Source organism: Caenimonas sp. SL110 (assembly GCF_001044395.1).
Classification (GTDB): Bacteria; Pseudomonadota; Gammaproteobacteria; order Burkholderiales; family Burkholderiaceae_C; genus Ramlibacter.
In genome coordinates this window covers 12,869-27,766 of record NZ_JANU01000027.1, presented here as the reverse complement: position 1 = coordinate 27,766, position 14,898 = coordinate 12,869, and the positions used below count along the sequence as shown (strand labels likewise).

General features: G+C 63.4%; 11 protein-coding genes. 7 read left to right on the top strand and 4 right to left on the bottom strand.

What is annotated here, in order from left to right:
- Window positions 1-18: 18 nt before the first annotated feature.
- The 3 genes from AQ12_RS13370 to AQ12_RS13360 all read right to left on the bottom strand — a co-directional run bounded on the left by AQ12_RS13370 (window position 19) and on the right by AQ12_RS13360 (window position 4,088).
- Window positions 19-1,737 carry a putative 2-aminoethylphosphonate ABC transporter permease subunit gene (locus AQ12_RS13370; protein ID WP_048440429.1) on the bottom strand — a complete coding sequence of 573 codons (1,719 nt, stop codon included), beginning with the start codon at window positions 1,735-1,737 and terminating at the stop codon, window positions 19-21.
- Window positions 1,738-1,739: 2 nt separating this feature from the next.
- On the bottom strand, window positions 1,740-2,792 hold the full coding sequence (locus AQ12_RS13365; RefSeq protein WP_048440428.1) for a putative 2-aminoethylphosphonate ABC transporter ATP-binding protein: 1,053 nt from the start codon (window positions 2,790-2,792) through the stop codon (window positions 1,740-1,742).
- Between the two features lie 258 nt (window positions 2,793-3,050).
- Window positions 3,051-4,088, bottom strand: a complete 1,038-nt coding sequence (locus AQ12_RS13360) for a putative 2-aminoethylphosphonate ABC transporter substrate-binding protein (RefSeq protein WP_048440427.1) — start codon at window positions 4,086-4,088, stop codon at window positions 3,051-3,053.
- A 194-nt stretch (window positions 4,089-4,282) separates the two neighbouring features.
- On the opposite strand from AQ12_RS13360, the gene AQ12_RS13355 reads away from it, so the two are divergent.
- From AQ12_RS13355 to fusA, 7 genes are all read left to right on the top strand, one after another.
- Window positions 4,283-5,023 (top strand): phosphonate utilization associated transcriptional regulator, encoded by a 741-nt coding sequence (locus AQ12_RS13355; RefSeq protein ID WP_238587719.1) that lies wholly within the window; start codon window positions 4,283-4,285, stop codon window positions 5,021-5,023.
- Entirely contained in the window at window positions 4,971-6,224 is a 1,254-nt protein-coding gene (gene phnA, locus AQ12_RS13350) for a phosphonoacetate hydrolase (RefSeq protein WP_048440425.1), read from the top strand. The genes AQ12_RS13355 and phnA overlap by 53 nt, the downstream gene beginning before the upstream one ends.
- A gap of 168 nt (window positions 6,225-6,392) precedes the next feature.
- Window positions 6,393-7,844: a phosphonoacetaldehyde dehydrogenase gene (gene phnY, locus AQ12_RS13345; protein ID WP_048440424.1), complete on the top strand. Its 1,452-nt coding sequence runs from the start codon at window positions 6,393-6,395 to the stop codon at window positions 7,842-7,844.
- Window positions 7,845-7,860: 16 nt separating this feature from the next.
- Window positions 7,861-8,424, top strand: coding sequence for a phosphonate degradation HD-domain oxygenase (locus tag AQ12_RS13340; protein WP_048440423.1), 564 nt, complete (start codon window positions 7,861-7,863; stop codon window positions 8,422-8,424).
- The gene (locus AQ12_RS13335) at window positions 8,421-9,266 is read left to right on the top strand and encodes an EamA family transporter (protein WP_048440422.1); all 846 of its coding nucleotides are present in this window, start codon (window positions 8,421-8,423) and stop codon (window positions 9,264-9,266) included. The genes AQ12_RS13340 and AQ12_RS13335 overlap by 4 nt, the downstream gene beginning before the upstream one ends.
- A gap of 25 nt (window positions 9,267-9,291) precedes the next feature.
- A complete protein-coding gene (locus AQ12_RS13330) occupies window positions 9,292-11,817 on the top strand; it encodes an FAD-dependent oxidoreductase (protein ID WP_048440421.1) in 2,526 nt (841 codons plus the stop codon).
- A 32-nt stretch (window positions 11,818-11,849) separates the two neighbouring features.
- Entirely contained in the window at window positions 11,850-13,910 is a 2,061-nt protein-coding gene (gene fusA / locus AQ12_RS13325) for an elongation factor G (RefSeq protein WP_048440420.1), read from the top strand.
- Here fusA and AQ12_RS13320 read toward each other — a convergent pair.
- The gene (locus AQ12_RS13320; RefSeq protein WP_048440419.1) at window positions 13,907-14,836 is read right to left on the bottom strand and encodes a glycosyltransferase family 2 protein; all 930 of its coding nucleotides are present in this window, start codon (window positions 14,834-14,836) and stop codon (window positions 13,907-13,909) included. The genes fusA and AQ12_RS13320 overlap by 4 nt on opposite strands.
- Between the last annotated feature and the right edge of the window lie 62 nt (window positions 14,837-14,898).

Genomic DNA, 14,898 nt, shown 5'->3' with positions numbered 1-14,898 from the left:
AATGTGTCTCCGTCGTTCTTATCGGTCCGTGGTGCGCCAGGCCTGCGTGCGCCGGTTCACCCACCACGCCAGCGCCATGAAGATCAGCGTGGCAATCGTCGATGCGACGCCGATCAGCACGGCCATCGCGGCAGCCGCGCCGATCTCCCCGGCCTCGTCGAGGTTGAGGATGGCGATCGATGCCACCTTGGTCTCGGGCGAATAGAGAAACACCACGGCAGAAATCGTCGTCATCGCATTGATGAAGAAGTAGCGCGCGATATCCACCAGCGCGGGCGTGCAGATCGGCAACGTGACGCGCCAGAAGGTCTTGAAGAAGGGCACCTTGAGCGATGCACTCACTGCCTCGAACTCGCCATCGAGCGACTTGAGCGCTGTCACCGCGGTGAGGTGCCCGGTCGTATAGAAGTGCACGATGGTGCAGATGGTGAGCAGCGCGACGGTGTGATACAGGCCGTTGAGCGGATTGCCCGGCTCGTTGAAAAAGAAGATGTAGCCCAGCCCGAGCACGAGGCCCGGCACCGCCATCGGCAGCATCGCGAGCAGCTTCACGATGCCGCGCAGGCCCTGCATGCCCTTGGTTTTTTCGAGCAGGTAGGCGCCGCAGAACACCAGCGCCGTTCCGAACAACGCAGTGCCCGCCGCCATCTTCAGGCTGTTGACGAAACCAACGCTCACCTCTGCATCGACCAGGCCCATCACGTAGTGGCGCAGGCTCGGCGACAGGTTGTAGGGCCAGAAGCTGGCAAACGATGCGAACACCGCCATGCCCAGCATCGCCAGCACCAGGAATGCGATGAACGAGCAGTACAGCGTCATCAGGGCGTCATAGCCGCGCGAGGGCTTTGGGCGGTACGGCACAGCGCGCGCGGTGAGCATCGCGGTCTGCCTGCGGCTGACGTAGCCATCGACTGCGAACGTGATGATGGCCGGCGCGAGCAGCAAGATGGCGACGACCGCGCCCTTGGAAAAGTCCTGCTGGCCGATGACCAGTTTGAACACATCGGTTGCCAGCACGTTGAAGCTGCCGCCGATCACCTTGGGAATGCCGAAGTCGGTGATGACCAGCGTGAAGGTGACGAGCGCCGCCGAGATCAAACCGTACTTCGCGCCCGGCAAGGTGATGGTGAAGAACTTGCGTGCGCTGCTCGTGCCCATGGCGTCGGCCGCCTCATACAGGCGGGCATCTGCCAGGCTGAGCGCCGTCACCAGAATCATCAGCGCGTGCGGAAAAACGGCAAAGCATTCGGCGATGACGATGCCCGGTGCGCCGTAGATTTCGCCCCAGCCAAAGAACGTGGTCCAGCTCTTGAGCACGCCCTGGTTGCCGAACCAGTAGATCAGCGAGATGGCGGCCAGCAGCGACGGCGCAAGCAGCGGGATGAGCGTGATGCCGCGAAACAGCGGCTTGAGCGGCATGCACGAACGCGTGAGCGCGTAAGCGAAGCCAAACGCGAGCGGCACCGCAATCACCGTGACAAGCGAGGACACCCAGATGCTGTTCCACAAGCTGGTGAGCAGCGAAGGCGTCTGTGCGTATTCAATGAAGTTGCGCAGCCCGACGAACTCTTCGGACTTGCCCTGTAGCGCCTGCAGCAAGATGGTGAGCAGCGGTAGCGCGAGGAACGCAACCAGCAGCAGCGCCACCACCAGCAAGGCGAGGTGGGCCACCCGGTCGGTCCAGTGGGACGACTGCCTCACCGGTGCGCGAATTGCGGCTGGCAACACGGCACTCATGATCAGAACACCTTGATGCGTTCGGGCAGCAGCTTCAGGCGCAGCGGTGAGCCCACTTCCAGCGACTGCTCCGACAGGAAATTGAGCGACAGGTACACCGTGAGCGGATTGCCGTCCAGCGCAGGCGAAGCCACCCGCACGTGGCAGTAGGAACCCAGGAACTCGATCTTTTCGATGTTCGCGTCGAACACATGCAGGTCGCCGTCGTTGATCGGGCGCGCGAGCACATCTTCGGGCCGCAGGTAAATGCGCGCATCGCGATCGGCGCCTTCGCACGGAATGCTCAGGCTGCCGAACTCCAGCGCGCCGGAGCGCACCCGGGCCGAGATCGTGTTGACCTTGCCGACAAAATCGGCGACGAACGGCGACGCCGGTTCGCGGTAGATATCGAGTGGCGTTCCGACCTGCTCGATCGAGCCGTGGTTCATCACCACGATGCGATCGGCAACCGACAGCGCCTCTTCCTGGTCGTGCGTCACCATGATGGTGGTCACGCCGACTTTTTGCTGCAACGCGCGGATTTCCTGGCGCAGCCGCACACGCTCCAGCGCATCGAGCGCTGAAAGCGGCTCGTCCAGCAGCAGCAGGCTCGGCGAGGTGGCGAGCGCCCGCGCCAATGCAATGCGTTGCTGCTGGCCGCCCGACAGTTGCGCGGGGTACTTGCCTTCACTGCCCGGCAGTCCCACCAGCTTCACCAGTTCGGTGACGCGTTTGGCGATGTCCGCGCGAGGCGTCTTGCGATTGACCAGGCCGTAGGCCACGTTATCGGCGACGCTGAGGTTGGGAAAAAGGGCATAGCTTTGAAAGACGATGCCGTAATCGCGCTCGGCGGGCGGCAGGCGCGAGATGTCGCGTCCGGCCTGCCACACCTCGCCGGCCGTCTGCACTTCGAGCCCCGCGATGATTCGCAAGAGCGTCGTCTTGCCGCAGCCCGACGGCCCGAGAAAACAGACAAACTCGCCCTTCTGTATGCCCAGGCTGACGTCGTGCAGTGCAGTGAAAGCGCCGAACTCCTTGCGGATGTGGCGCAGGTCGAGAAAGAGATTGGGGGTCATTTAAAACGCTGTACTGCAACTGGGGCTGTCATGCCGGACCTGTACCGGGTTGTCATGCGGGCATTTACCCGGCTGTCACGCGGGCGCTGTACCCGGCTGTCATGCCGGACTTGATCCGGCATCCATCGCGAAGCGACGACGGCGCTTGACTCGTCGCCCGCATGGATTGCGGATCAAGTCCGCAATGACAGCCAGTGGGGCCGCGATGACAACCAGTGGGACTCGCGATGACAGCCGCTGGAGGCCGCATCAATTCGCTCAGCGCTTCTCCGACTTCGCGTTGTAGCGCTTGGTCCACTCTTCAAGAATGCGCTCGCGATTTTCCGCAGCCCAGCTGAAGTCCATCTTGACCAGACGTGCTTCGTAGTCCTTGGGCACATTGGCCAGCGGCGGTGCAATGCCGGGCTGCGCGGTGATCGCGAAGTTCTTGCCGTACAGCAGCATCGCATCCTTGCTCGAAGCCCAGTCAGCCAGCTTCTTCGCAGCAGCGAGTTTCTTGGTGCCCTTGTGGATTGCGAATGCTTCCAGGTCCCAGCCGAGGCCTTCCTTGGGGAACACGAGATCGATCGGTGCGCCCTTGGCCTTGTTGGCGTTGCCACGGTATTCGAACGAGATGCCCATCACGTATTCACCAGCGGCAGCCATGTTGCAGGGCTTGGAGCCCGAGTGCGTGTACTGCGCGATGTTCTCGTGCAGGCCGTCCATGTATTTCCAGCCGCCGCCCTTGCCCTTGTCATCGCCAAAGAGCGTGAGCCATGCCGTCACGTCAAAGTAGCCGGTGCCGCTCGATGCCGGGTTGGGCATCACGATCTGGCCCTTGTAGACGGGCTTGGTCAGGTCTTTCCAGGTCTCTGGCTTGGGGATGTTTTTCTTTTGCGCTTCAACCGTGTTGAAGCAGATGGTCGCGCCCCACACGTCCATGCCGAACCATGCCGGCACCTTCTTCTTGTCGCGGTACTGGCTCATGATGGCGTCGAGGTTGATCGGCGCATAGGGCTCGAGCATGCCGTTCTTGTCGAGCAACGCAAGGCTGGAAGCGGCCACACCCATCACGGCGTCGGCTTGCGGGTTGCCCTTTTCGGCGAGCAGCTTGGCGGTGATGACGCCGGTCGAATCGCGCACCCACTTGATTTCGATGTCCGGGTTGGACTTGTTGAAGCCCTCCTGGTAGGCCTTGAGCTGGTCGGTCTCCAGCGCCGTGTAAACCAGCAACTGGGTCTTCTGGGCGAAGGCCAGGCCGGCGCAGGCTGCGAGGCCGGCGAGCAGGACGGACTTCAGGACAAAACGGGTGCGCATGGGTGAACTCCTCAAGGACAAAAGGTTTCGATACTGCGGACCGCGGGTGACGGTTTCGTGACGCCCCGCTTCTTTGATGACATGACGTGACCGGCCCCTCGCCGATGAGATTCATTTGACGCCCGGTGTAAAACCTTGTCAATTGTTTTTTGCAGATTGTTGACAATCGGCGTGATGCTGCTCTAATGCGGGGCATGAATGCCGCCCTGCACCCCACCATAGCGCTGCTTCAAAGCAGCTCTCTGACCACAGTGGTGCAACACGAGATCGAGCGCGCCATCCTCCAGGGCGAATACGCGCCCGGCAGCAAGTTGATCGAGGCGACGCTCGCCCAGAAGATGGGCGTGTCGCGCGGGCCGGTGCGCGAGGCCTTTCGCATGCTCGAAGAGGCGGGCCTGGTTCGCAACGAGAAAAATCGCGGCGTCTTCGTTCGCGATATTCCGATCGATGAAGCAGTCGAGATCTTCGACCTGCGCGCCACGATGGACCAGCTGGTAGGCCGGCGTCTGGCCGAGCACATCACGCCTGCGCAGCTCAAGGAAGTCAAGGCGCTGGTCGACTCCATGGAAAAGGCTGTCAAGGCCGAAGACGCCTACAACTACCACCTGCTCAACCTCAAGTTCCACGACCGGCTGGTCGAGATGGCGGGCAACAGCAAGCTCACTTCCATCTACCGCAAGCTGATCAAGGAGCTGTCGCTGTTCAGGCGGCTGAACCTGGCGGACGGATGGCTGCTGCCGATCTCGGCCGGTGAGCACCGCGCCATTTTGAAAGCCATCGCTTCGGGCGACCCGGACGCCGCAGGCAAGGCGATGTTCGACCACGCGATGGACAGCAAGGAACGCACCATCGAAAACGACCTGCGCCGCCAGTCGCGAGCCGATGCCGGTGAAAGCGCCCAACCCACGAAAGCCCGCAGTGCTGACAGTCAATAAACGCCAATACAAGTTGCCCACGCGGCCCACCGTGATCGTCTGCGTCGATGGATGCGAACCCGACTACCTCGCGCAGGCCGTGGCCAATGGCCGCATGCCGTGGCTCAAGCGCACGCTGGCGGGCGGCACCGGCCTGGTCGCCGACTGCGTGGTGCCCAGCTTCACCAACCCCAACAACCTGTCCATCGTGACCGGGGTGCCGCCTTCGGTGCACGGCATCTGCGGCAACTATCTCTTCGATACCGCAACGGGGACCGAAGTGATGATGAACGATCCGAAGTGGCTGCGCGCACCGACCATCTTCGCGGCGCTGGCCGAGGCGGGCAAATCGATCACCATCATCACCGCCAAGGACAAGCTGCGCCGTTTGCTCGGCCACGGCATGAAAGGCGGCATCTGCTTTTCATCGGAGAAGTCCAACGAGGTGACGATGGATGAGAACGGCATCGACGATGTGCTCTCCATCGTCGGCCTGCCGGTGCCGAGTGTTTACAGCGCCGATCTTTCGGAGTTCGTGTTCGCCGCCGGTGTGAAGCTGATGCAGCGCAATCGCCCGGACGTGATGTATCTCTCGACGACCGACTACGTGCAGCACAAGCACGCCCCGGGCACTGAAGGCGCCAACGATTTCTATTCGATGATGGATGGCTACCTCGGCCAGCTCGACGAGCTGGGTTGCGTGATCGCACTCACCGCCGACCACGGCATGAACGCCAAGGTCGCGATGGACGGCACGCCCGACGTGATCTATCTGCAGGACTGGTGCGACAGGACGCTGGGCGCTGTAAAGGCACGGGTAATCCTTCCCATCACCGATCCGTATGTCGTGCATCACGGCGCGCTGGGGTCGTTCGCAACGATCTATCTGCCCGAGGGCATGGCCGCGGCACCGGTGGTTGCCCAACTGCAGGCGCTCAAGGGGATGGAAGTCGTGCTGGACCGGGCAGCGGCGGCCGAACGATTCGAGTTGCCTGCCGATCGCATCGGGGACATCGTGTGCGTGTCGGAGCGCTTCACCGTGATCGGCACTTCTGCAAGCCGTCACGATCTGTCGGGCCTGGATGCACCGCTGCGTTCGCACGGCGGTATCAGCGAGCAACGCGTGCCGCTGATTTTGAATCGCAAGCTGCCCGGGCTGGACATGACGCGCAGGTTCCGCAATTTCGATGCGTTTGACCTGGCGTTGAACTATGCGCAGTGACAGACTGGCCAACCATAAGGCTGTCATTGCCAACAAGAGGGCCGTCCTTGCCAACGAGGAGGCTGTCATTGCGGACTTGATCCGCAATCCATGTCTTCGACGGCCGCAGCCGCTTCGCGGTGGATGTCGGATCGAGTCCGGCATGACAGACGGGGGAGGGGTTCTGCAATGATTGCTGACTTCATACGCACGCATCAACTCGACGCGATGCGCATTGCGGGCGCCAAAGTAGGCGCGGGGCGCGAACGCGTCATCGAGGTTTTCAATCCTTTCACCCGCGAGCGCATCGGCAGCGTTCCGAAGGCGACGCTCGAAGAAGTGAAGTCCGCATTTGAAGCGGCCCACGCGTACCAGCCCAGACTCACGCGCTACGAACGCGCTGCCATCCTGAACAAGGCCGCAGCCATCATCCGCGAGCGGCTGGGCGAGGTGTCCCAACTCATCACCGCCGAGTCCGGCCTGTGCGTGAAAGACTCGCTCTACGAAGCGGGCCGCGTGAGCGACGTGCTGCTGTTCGGCGCGAATGAAGTCCTCAAGGACGACGGCCAGATCTTCAGCTGCGACCTGACGCCGCACGGCAAGAAGCGGCGCGTGTACACGCAGCGCTCGCCACTGCTGGGGGTCATCAGCGCCATCACGCCCTTCAACCATCCGATGAACCAGGTGGCGCACAAGGTGGTTCCCAGCATCGCGACCAACAACCGCATGGTGCTCAAGCCGTCAGAGAAGGTGCCGTTTTCCGCGATCTTGTTTGCCGACATCCTGTATGAAGCGGGGCTGCCACCCGAGATGCTCAGCATCATCACCGGCGACCCGCGCGAGATCGCCGACGAGCTGATCACCAATCCGCGTGTCGATCTGGTCACCTTCACCGGCGGCGTCGCGATCGGCAAGTACATCGCATCGAAGGCGGGCTATCGGCGCGTGGTGCTGGAACTCGGCGGCAACGATCCCATCATCGTGATGGAAGATGCCGACCTCGACGAAGCGTCGTCGCTCGCGGTGCAGGGCTCCTACAAGAACTCCGGGCAGCGCTGCACCGCCGTCAAGCGCATGCTGGTGCACGAGTCCGTTGCGGCGCGCTTCACAGACATGGTTGTCGACAAGACAAAAGCGTGGAAGCACGGCGACCCGCAGGACAAGTCGAGCGACATGGGCACGGTCATCGATGAAGCCGCTGCGCAATCATTTGCAGCGCGCGTCGATGAAGCGGTGGCGCAGGGCGCGAAGCTGCTGGCCGGCAATGTGCGCGATGGCGCGCTGTATTCACCGACCGTGCTCGGCGCGGTACGGCCCGAGATGACCGTCGTGCGCGAAGAAACCTTCGGGCCGGTCTCGCCCATCATCACGTTCAGCAGCATCGATGAAGCAATCGCGATTTCGAACGGAACCGCGTACGGCCTTTCCAGCTCGGTCTGCACCAACCGGCTCGACTACATCACGCGCTTTATCAACGAGATGCATGTCGGCTCGGTCAACGTGCGCGAGGTGCCGGGCTACCGGCTCGAACTGACGCCCTTCGGCGGCATCAAGGACTCGGGCCTGGGCTACAAGGAAGGCGTGCAGGAAGCGATGAAGAGCTTCACCAACCTCAAGACCTACTCGCTGCCCTGGCAGTGAGCCTGGAGCCGTCACCGTGGCCCTGACACTGTCCGATATCGAGAAGCTGTTCGCCGATCGCGGCGCAGAGCAGTACACGGGCGAGCCCGTGACGCAGCTGGAGCACGCGCTGCAAAGCGCGCTGCTCGCCGAGCAGGAAGGCGCGAGCGACGCGCTTGTCACCGCAGCATTGCTGCACGATCTGGGCCATCTGCTCCATGACCTCGGGCCGTCGCCGACGCTGCAAGGCATTGACGACGTTCATCAATACCGCGCGCTGCCATTTTTGCGCGGACTCTTTGGCGACGACGTGATCGAGCCGATCAAGCTGCATGTCGATGCCAAGCGTTACCTGTGCGCCGTGCGCCCCGGTTATTTCGCCGAGCTGTCCGACGACTCCAAACGTTCGCTGGGCTTGCAGGGCGGCATCTACAACGAAGAACAGGCGCAGGCCTTCATCTCGCAAGGCGGCGCAGCGGACGCGGTGCGACTGCGCATCTGGGATGACCTGGCCAAGACGGCAGGGCTACCCACACCACCCCTGACTCACTTTCTTGAACGCGCCCGCCGCTGCGCGCTGCCCGCGGGCACAGCCCAATGACGCTGACATGGCCGGTCGTTGCGGCCGTGCTCTTGGGAGCCCTGTTGCATGCGAGCTGGAATGCGCTGGTCAAGTCGAGCAAGGACAAGGCGCTCGACACCGCGTTGATCCACCTGATCGGCTCCCTTGTCGCCATCCCGGTGGTGTTCATCGTCGGACTGCCGCCTGTCGCCGCGTGGCCTTATGTGATCGCATCGACGGTGATTCATATCGCTTACTACATCGCGCTGACCGGCGCGTACAAGCACGGCGACCTGGGCCTGACCTATCCGCTGATGCGCGGCACGGCGCCGCTGCTCGTGGCGTTGACAGCCTCGTTCACGTTGGGCGAGACGCTGACGCCAATGGCATGGGCAGGCATCCTGGGCATCAGTTGCGGCGTGCTGGCGCTGGGCCTGTCGCGCCATGCGCTCGAATCGCCACGCGCGGTTGCGTTCGCGCTTAGCAACGCGGTGGTGATTGCCATGTACACCGTCGTCGATGGACTGGGTGTGCGCGAGAGCGGCAATGCGCTGCAGTACGTCATCGCCTTGTTCGCACTCGATGGCTGGTCGTTCGCGCTCATCGTGTTCGTGCGTCGGGGCGGATCGGTCGTCTGGCCCTATGCGCGCGCGCGCTGGCCGGTAGGCCTGATGGGCGCGCTGGCTTCATTTGGCTCGTACGGCATTGCGCTGTGGGCGATGACGCGTGCGCCGGTTGCGACCGTGGCGGCCTTGCGCGAGACGTCCGTGCTGTTCGCCGCGCTGCTCGGTGCATGGTTTCTCAAAGAGCCGTTTACCGCGCGGCGCGCAACGGCCACGGCCATCATCGTCGCGGGCGTGATGGCGCTTCGAATCGCGTAGGCCGCTCAACATCAGGAGGTTTCTCATGGCACTGCCTTCATCGGCGCAGGTTGTGATCGTCGGCGGCGGCATCGCAGGTTGCTCGACTGCGTATCACCTGGCAAAGATGGGCATCACCGATGTGCTGCTGCTGGAGCAGGGCAAGCTCACCAGCGGCACGACATGGCACGCGGCGGGGCTGGTCGGCCAGATGCGCCCCAACCGCACGATGACGCAGATGAGCAAGTACGGCATCGAGCTGTACGCCACGCTCGAAGCCGAGACCAGTCTTGCAACCGGCTGGAAGCAGTGCGGAAGCGTCAACGTCGCCAAGACGCCCGAGCGCATGAAGGTGCTGCGAAAGCAACTCGCGATGGCGCGCAGTTTCGGTGTGGAGTGCCATGAGATATCGCCTGCACAAGCGCTGGAGAAATACCCCATCCTTCGCATCGACGACCTGCAGGGCGCGCTGTGGCTGCCCGGTGATGGCAAGGCGAATCCGGCGGACCTGTGCATGTCACTGGCCAAGGGCGCGCGTAATCGCGGCGTGAAGATCATTGAAGACATCGAAGTGACCGGCGTGGTGATCGAGCAGGGCCGCGTAGCCGGTGTGCAGACTGCGCAGGGCCTCGTGAAGTGCGAGACGCTGGTCAATTGCGCGGGGCAATGGGCGCGCCAGTTCGGCGTGCTGGCGGGTGTGAATGTGCCGCTGTTTTCTGCAGAGCATTTCTACATCGTCACCGGCAAGATCCCCGGCGTGCATCCGATGCTGCCGGTCATGCGCGACCCCGACGGCTTCATCTACTACAAGGAAGAAGTCGGCGGCCTGGTGATGGGCGGCTTCGAGCCACATGCCAAGCCGTGGAAGATGGACCCGGTTCCGAGCGACTTCCAGTTCCAGTTGCTGGATGAAGACTGGGACCAGTTCGAGATCCTGATGACCCACGCGATGCATCGCACGCCTTGCCTGGAGACGGCCGAGGTGAAGATGCTGCTCAACGGACCCGAGAGCTTCACGCCCGATGGAAACTTCATATTGGGTGAAGCGCCGGAGTTGCGCAATTACTTCGTGTGCGCGGGCTTCAATTCGGCAGGTATTGCCAACAGCGGTGGAGCGGGGCGGTTGATCGCCGAATGGATCATCGGCGGCGAGCCGAGCACCGATGTGTGGGATGTGGATATTCGCCGCTTTGGCAGCTTCACCGGCAATCGCAAGGCGCTGTCCGAGCGCACGGCGGAGACGCTGGGATTGCACTACGCGATGCGCTGGCCCCGGCAGGAACTGCAGACGGCGCGGCCGCTGCGCACATCGCCGCTGTATGACCTGCTCAAGGACAAGGGCGCGGAGTTTGGCAGCAAGAACGGGTGGGAGCGGGCGAATTATTTCAGGCCGCTGGCACCCTCACCCCAACCCTCTCCCGCAAGCGGGAGAGGGAGCAATCAAGACTCTTCGTCTGCACACGGGACTCTGGGCCTGGACGACTCCCTCTCCCGCTTGCGGGAGAGGGCGGGGGTGAGGGCTCCCCGACCCGACCACACACTCGGCACACCGGGCTGGCTCCCCTGGATGATCGAAGAACAGCGCGCCACCCGCGAAGCCGTCGCCATCTACGACCAGAGTTCATTCTCCAAGCTGCTGCTGCAAGGCCGCGATGCACTCGCGCTGCTCCAGCGCCTGTGCGCCAACGAGATGGACGTGCCCACGGGCCGCATGGTCTACACGCCGATGCTCGACGAGCGCGGCGGCATCGAGAGCGATCTCACCGTCATCCGGCAGGCGAGCGATCGCTTCCTCATCATCACAGGCTCGGCGCAGGCGACCCGCGACGCAGACTGGATCAATCGTCACATCACTGGCGACCAGCATGTCGTACTCACCGACGTATCAACCATGTATTGCGTGCTGGGACTCATGGGTCCGAAGGCGCGCGAACTGCTGGCGCGCGTCAGCCCGGACGATCTTTCGCCCGAAGCGTTGAAGTTCTCGTGGACCAAAGAGATTGATCTGGGACTTGCGCGTGTTCGAGCCGCGCGCATGGCTTACGTCGGCGGGCCGGGATTCGAGTTGTATGTGCCGGTGGAGATGTGTCGCCATGTCTACCTCGCGCTGTGCGAAGCCGGCAAGGACCTGGGCCTGCGCGACGCGGGCTACTACGCGCTGGACGCCCTGCGCATCGAACAGGGTCGCCGTGCATGGGGCGCGGAGCTCGGCCCCGATGAGTCACCGTGGGAAGCAGGTCTGGGTTTCAGCGTCAAGCTCGACAAGCCGTCTTCATTCATCGGCCAGGCGGCCCTGCGCAAAAGCCACGGCTTGCCGCTTCGCAAGAAGCTGGTGAGCTTGCTGCTGCCGCCCGATGTCTACGTGTGGGGTGGCGAGACGATTCTTGTCGATGGCGTCACTGTCGGCGAAATTTCGTCTGCCGGTTACAGCCCGCTCGCAGGCGCATGCGTTGCGCTGGGCTATGTGCGCGGCGCGGCAGCGAACGTCGCACACGACGCGAGTCCCGCGCAGATCGACCTGTGGGGTGACACGGTAGAGGTGACGTTGCACGATCGCTGGCCCCGGGCTTAACATGCGCGTTCATCCCTGCACAGGAGATCGCGATGCCCACATCCGTGGCCAATGTCGATATCGCCTCGCTTCGCACGCTGGCCTTGGTCGGCCCTGCGACGTCGGGCAAGACCAGCCTGGTGGAGGCGCTCTTGTGGAAGTCCGGCGCCATCGGTGCGCCGGGTCAGGTCGAGCGCGGCTCGACGGTCAGCGATCACGACCCGCTTGAAAAGAAGGCCCAGCGATCGCTCAACTCGTCGGTGCTGGGGTTGCGGCACAACGGTGTTCACGCTTACCTGATCGACACACCCGGCGCGCCAGATTTCCTGGGCCAGTCACTGCCTGCACTGGAAGCGGTGGAGACAGCCGCTGTCGTCATCAGCGCGCAGGCCGGCGTGGAGCCAATGGCGCACCGCATGATGACGTGGGCTGCGCAGCGCGAGCGCGACCGCATCATCATCGTCAACAAGATCGACGCGCAGGGTGTGAACCTGGAAACGCTTGTCGCACAGATTCAGGCCGCCTTCGGGCGCGAATGCCTGCCGGTGAATCTGCCGGCGCACAACGGCACGAGAGTTGTCGACTGTTTTTTCAATCGGTCGCAGGACGATGCCGGCACGGATTTCTCATCGGTGGAAGCAGCGCATCGCGCGCTGGTCGAGCAGGTCGTGGAGGTGGATGCGGCGTTCGTCGAGCGCTACCTCAATGATGGCGACGTCGATCCGCAGGAGCTGCATGCGCCACTGGAGCAGGCGCTGCGCGAGGGGCACCTGATTCCCATCTGTTTTGTATCGGCGCGCACCGGCGCGGGCGTGCCGGAATTGCTGGATGTCATCACCCGCCTCTTGCCCGATCCGACCGAGAGCAACCCGCCGCAGTTCCTGAACGGCGAAGGTCCCGGTGCCAAACCCATGCACGCGCTGCCCGACGCCAGCAAGCATGTGCTGGCTCATGTGTTCAAGGTCACGCAGGACCCGTACGTCGGCAAGATGGGCGTGATTCGTGTGCACCAGGGCACGCTCACGCGCGACAGCCAGCTCTATGTCGGCGATGCGCGAAGGCCGTTCAAGGTCGGCCACCTGTTCAGCTTGCAAGGCCGAGAGTTCAAGGAGATTCCACGCGCGCTGCCCGGTGACATCTGCGCCATCGCCAAAGTGGAGGAACTGCATTTCGATGCCGTGCTGCATGACGCGGCCGAAGATGACCACATTCACCTGATGCCGCTGGAGTTTCCGGTACCTGTGCACGGCCTTGCGATCGAGCCCCGGCGAAGGGGCGATGAGCAGCGGCTGCACGACATCCTGCTCAAGCTCGTGAGCGAGGATCCCTGCCTGCGGCTGGAGCATGCTGCAACGACCAATGAAACCGTCGTCTACGGCCTGGGCGATTTGCACCTGCGCACCTTGCTCGACCGGCTCACCGAGGTACACAAGTGCGAGGTGCTCACACGTCCGCCGCGCATTGCCTATCGCGAGACGATCACATCGCCAGCCGAAGGGCATCATCGCCACAAGAAGCAGACCGGTGGTGCCGGGCAGTTTGGCGAAGTGTTCCTGAAGGTCGAGCCCTTGCCGCGCGGCTCGGGGTTCGAGTTCATCGACCAGGTCAAGGGCGGCGCGATTCCGTACAACTTCATGCCCGCCGTCGAGAAGGGCGTGCGGCAGGCGCTCGAATCAGGCGTGGTGGCCGGCTACCCGGTGACCGATCTTCGCGTGATCGTGTACGACGGCAAGCACCACAGCGTCGACAGCAAGGAGATCGCGTTCATCCAGGCGGGCAAGCGGGCGTTGATCGCAGCCGTGCAAGCTGCTCGGCCCAGCGTGCTGGAGCCCATCGTCAATGTCGAGATCGCGGCGCCACAGGACAACATCGGCGACATCACCGGCGACCTGGCTTCACGCAGAGGGCAGGTGAGCGGCACGGCGACGGTTGCCACCGGGCTGGCTGTGCTGGCGCAGGCGCCGCTGTCGGAGCTGGCGAGCTACCAGTCAAGGCTCAATGCACTGACAGGCGGGCAGGGCCGGTACACCCTGGCGTTCAGCCACTATGAGGCCGTGCCGCCCGGCGTGCAGGCGCAGCTGGCCTCGCAGTACCGGATCAAGGAAGAAGCCTAGGCTGGCGCCCGGTTTGCGCTCCCTACGTCTTGCGCTGTTTCCCCTGCGACGGTGAAATCGTCGTCGCCGTAACTGCGGATGTGGCCGCTGTCTGCAATGAGGGGCTGTCCGGACTCGTCGGTGGTCTTGTCCATCCGGTAGACCAGTTGCGAGGTCAGCGTCACACCGGCGACGCTCTTTCTGGACGAGACGGATAGCCGCATGACGAACGGCGCATTCCTTTCGTGCGCATCCAGCACCAGCCTGGAGACCTGGCGATACAGCGACTTGCGCCGCTGCAGGTTGAGCTTGGCAAGCTCCAGGCGCATCAGATCCCACTTGGCTGTGCAGTAAACGAGGTTGAGCGTGCTGCTGAGCTCAGGCGTCTTGATGTCGTAGTGCTGCACGCGCAGGTCAACGCTGTGCCGGATCATCTCGAACGCATGCCCCGGAAAGCGCCGACGGGGCAGCCCCTCGATCACGAACCGGGTGTAGAGGTCGCGATCTTCCATGCCCCAGCCCTGCAGCACTTCATCGTAGCCGCCAACCTTGCTGAAGTCGTCGCGATGGCAGATGCACATCCCGACGCTGTCGCCGATTCCACTGTTGGGCCGGTAGAACGCGCCGCGCTCCAGGAAAGGCATGGCGGTGTGCGTGAAGTCCGGCGCAAGAAGCGTGTCGGCGTCGACAAAGCACAGCCACTCCCCCCCGGCTGCGATGGCAGCCGCTGCGCCAAGATTACGGGCGCGCGCCAGTTCGAACTTCGACGCGTCTTGCGGCGCGACCACCGTCACCTGCGGAAAATTCGCCCGGACCCAGTCGCCCGTGCCGTCCGGGCAGCCGTAGTCCACGACGAAAACCGAAGCCCCCGGCTGGGCCACCATTTTGGGCAGGGAGAGCTTCAGGTGATGAAGCCGGCTGCGGCAGACGGTGACAAAACTCAGCATGACGGGCGGCCCTTCTGTGGCGATGACACTGTGGCGATGACTGTGACGGCGGCTTTGGCAAG

Bases quoted from the DNA above. Each gene is read 5' to 3' on its own strand.
- AQ12_RS13320 (WP_048440419.1), bottom strand. From the start codon at position 14,836: ATGCTGAGTTTTGTCACCGTCTGCCGCAGCCGGCTTCATCACCTGAAG.
- AQ12_RS13365 (WP_048440428.1), bottom strand. From the start codon at position 2,792: ATGACCCCCAATCTCTTTCTCGACCTGCGCCACATCCGCAAGGAGTTC.
- AQ12_RS13355 (WP_238587719.1), top strand. From the start codon at position 4,283: ATGAATGCCGCCCTGCACCCCACCATAGCGCTGCTTCAAAGCAGCTCT.
- phnY (WP_048440424.1), top strand. From the start codon at position 6,393: ATGATTGCTGACTTCATACGCACGCATCAACTCGACGCGATGCGCATT.
- AQ12_RS13370 (WP_048440429.1), bottom strand. From the start codon at position 1,737: ATGAGTGCCGTGTTGCCAGCCGCAATTCGCGCACCGGTGAGGCAGTCG.
- AQ12_RS13335 (WP_048440422.1), top strand. From the start codon at position 8,421: ATGACGCTGACATGGCCGGTCGTTGCGGCCGTGCTCTTGGGAGCCCTG.
- fusA (WP_048440420.1), top strand. From the start codon at position 11,850: ATGCCCACATCCGTGGCCAATGTCGATATCGCCTCGCTTCGCACGCTG.
- phnA (WP_048440425.1), top strand. From the start codon at position 4,971: ATGCCGGTGAAAGCGCCCAACCCACGAAAGCCCGCAGTGCTGACAGTC.
- AQ12_RS13330 (WP_048440421.1), top strand. From the start codon at position 9,292: ATGGCACTGCCTTCATCGGCGCAGGTTGTGATCGTCGGCGGCGGCATC.
- AQ12_RS13360 (WP_048440427.1), bottom strand. From the start codon at position 4,088: ATGCGCACCCGTTTTGTCCTGAAGTCCGTCCTGCTCGCCGGCCTCGCA.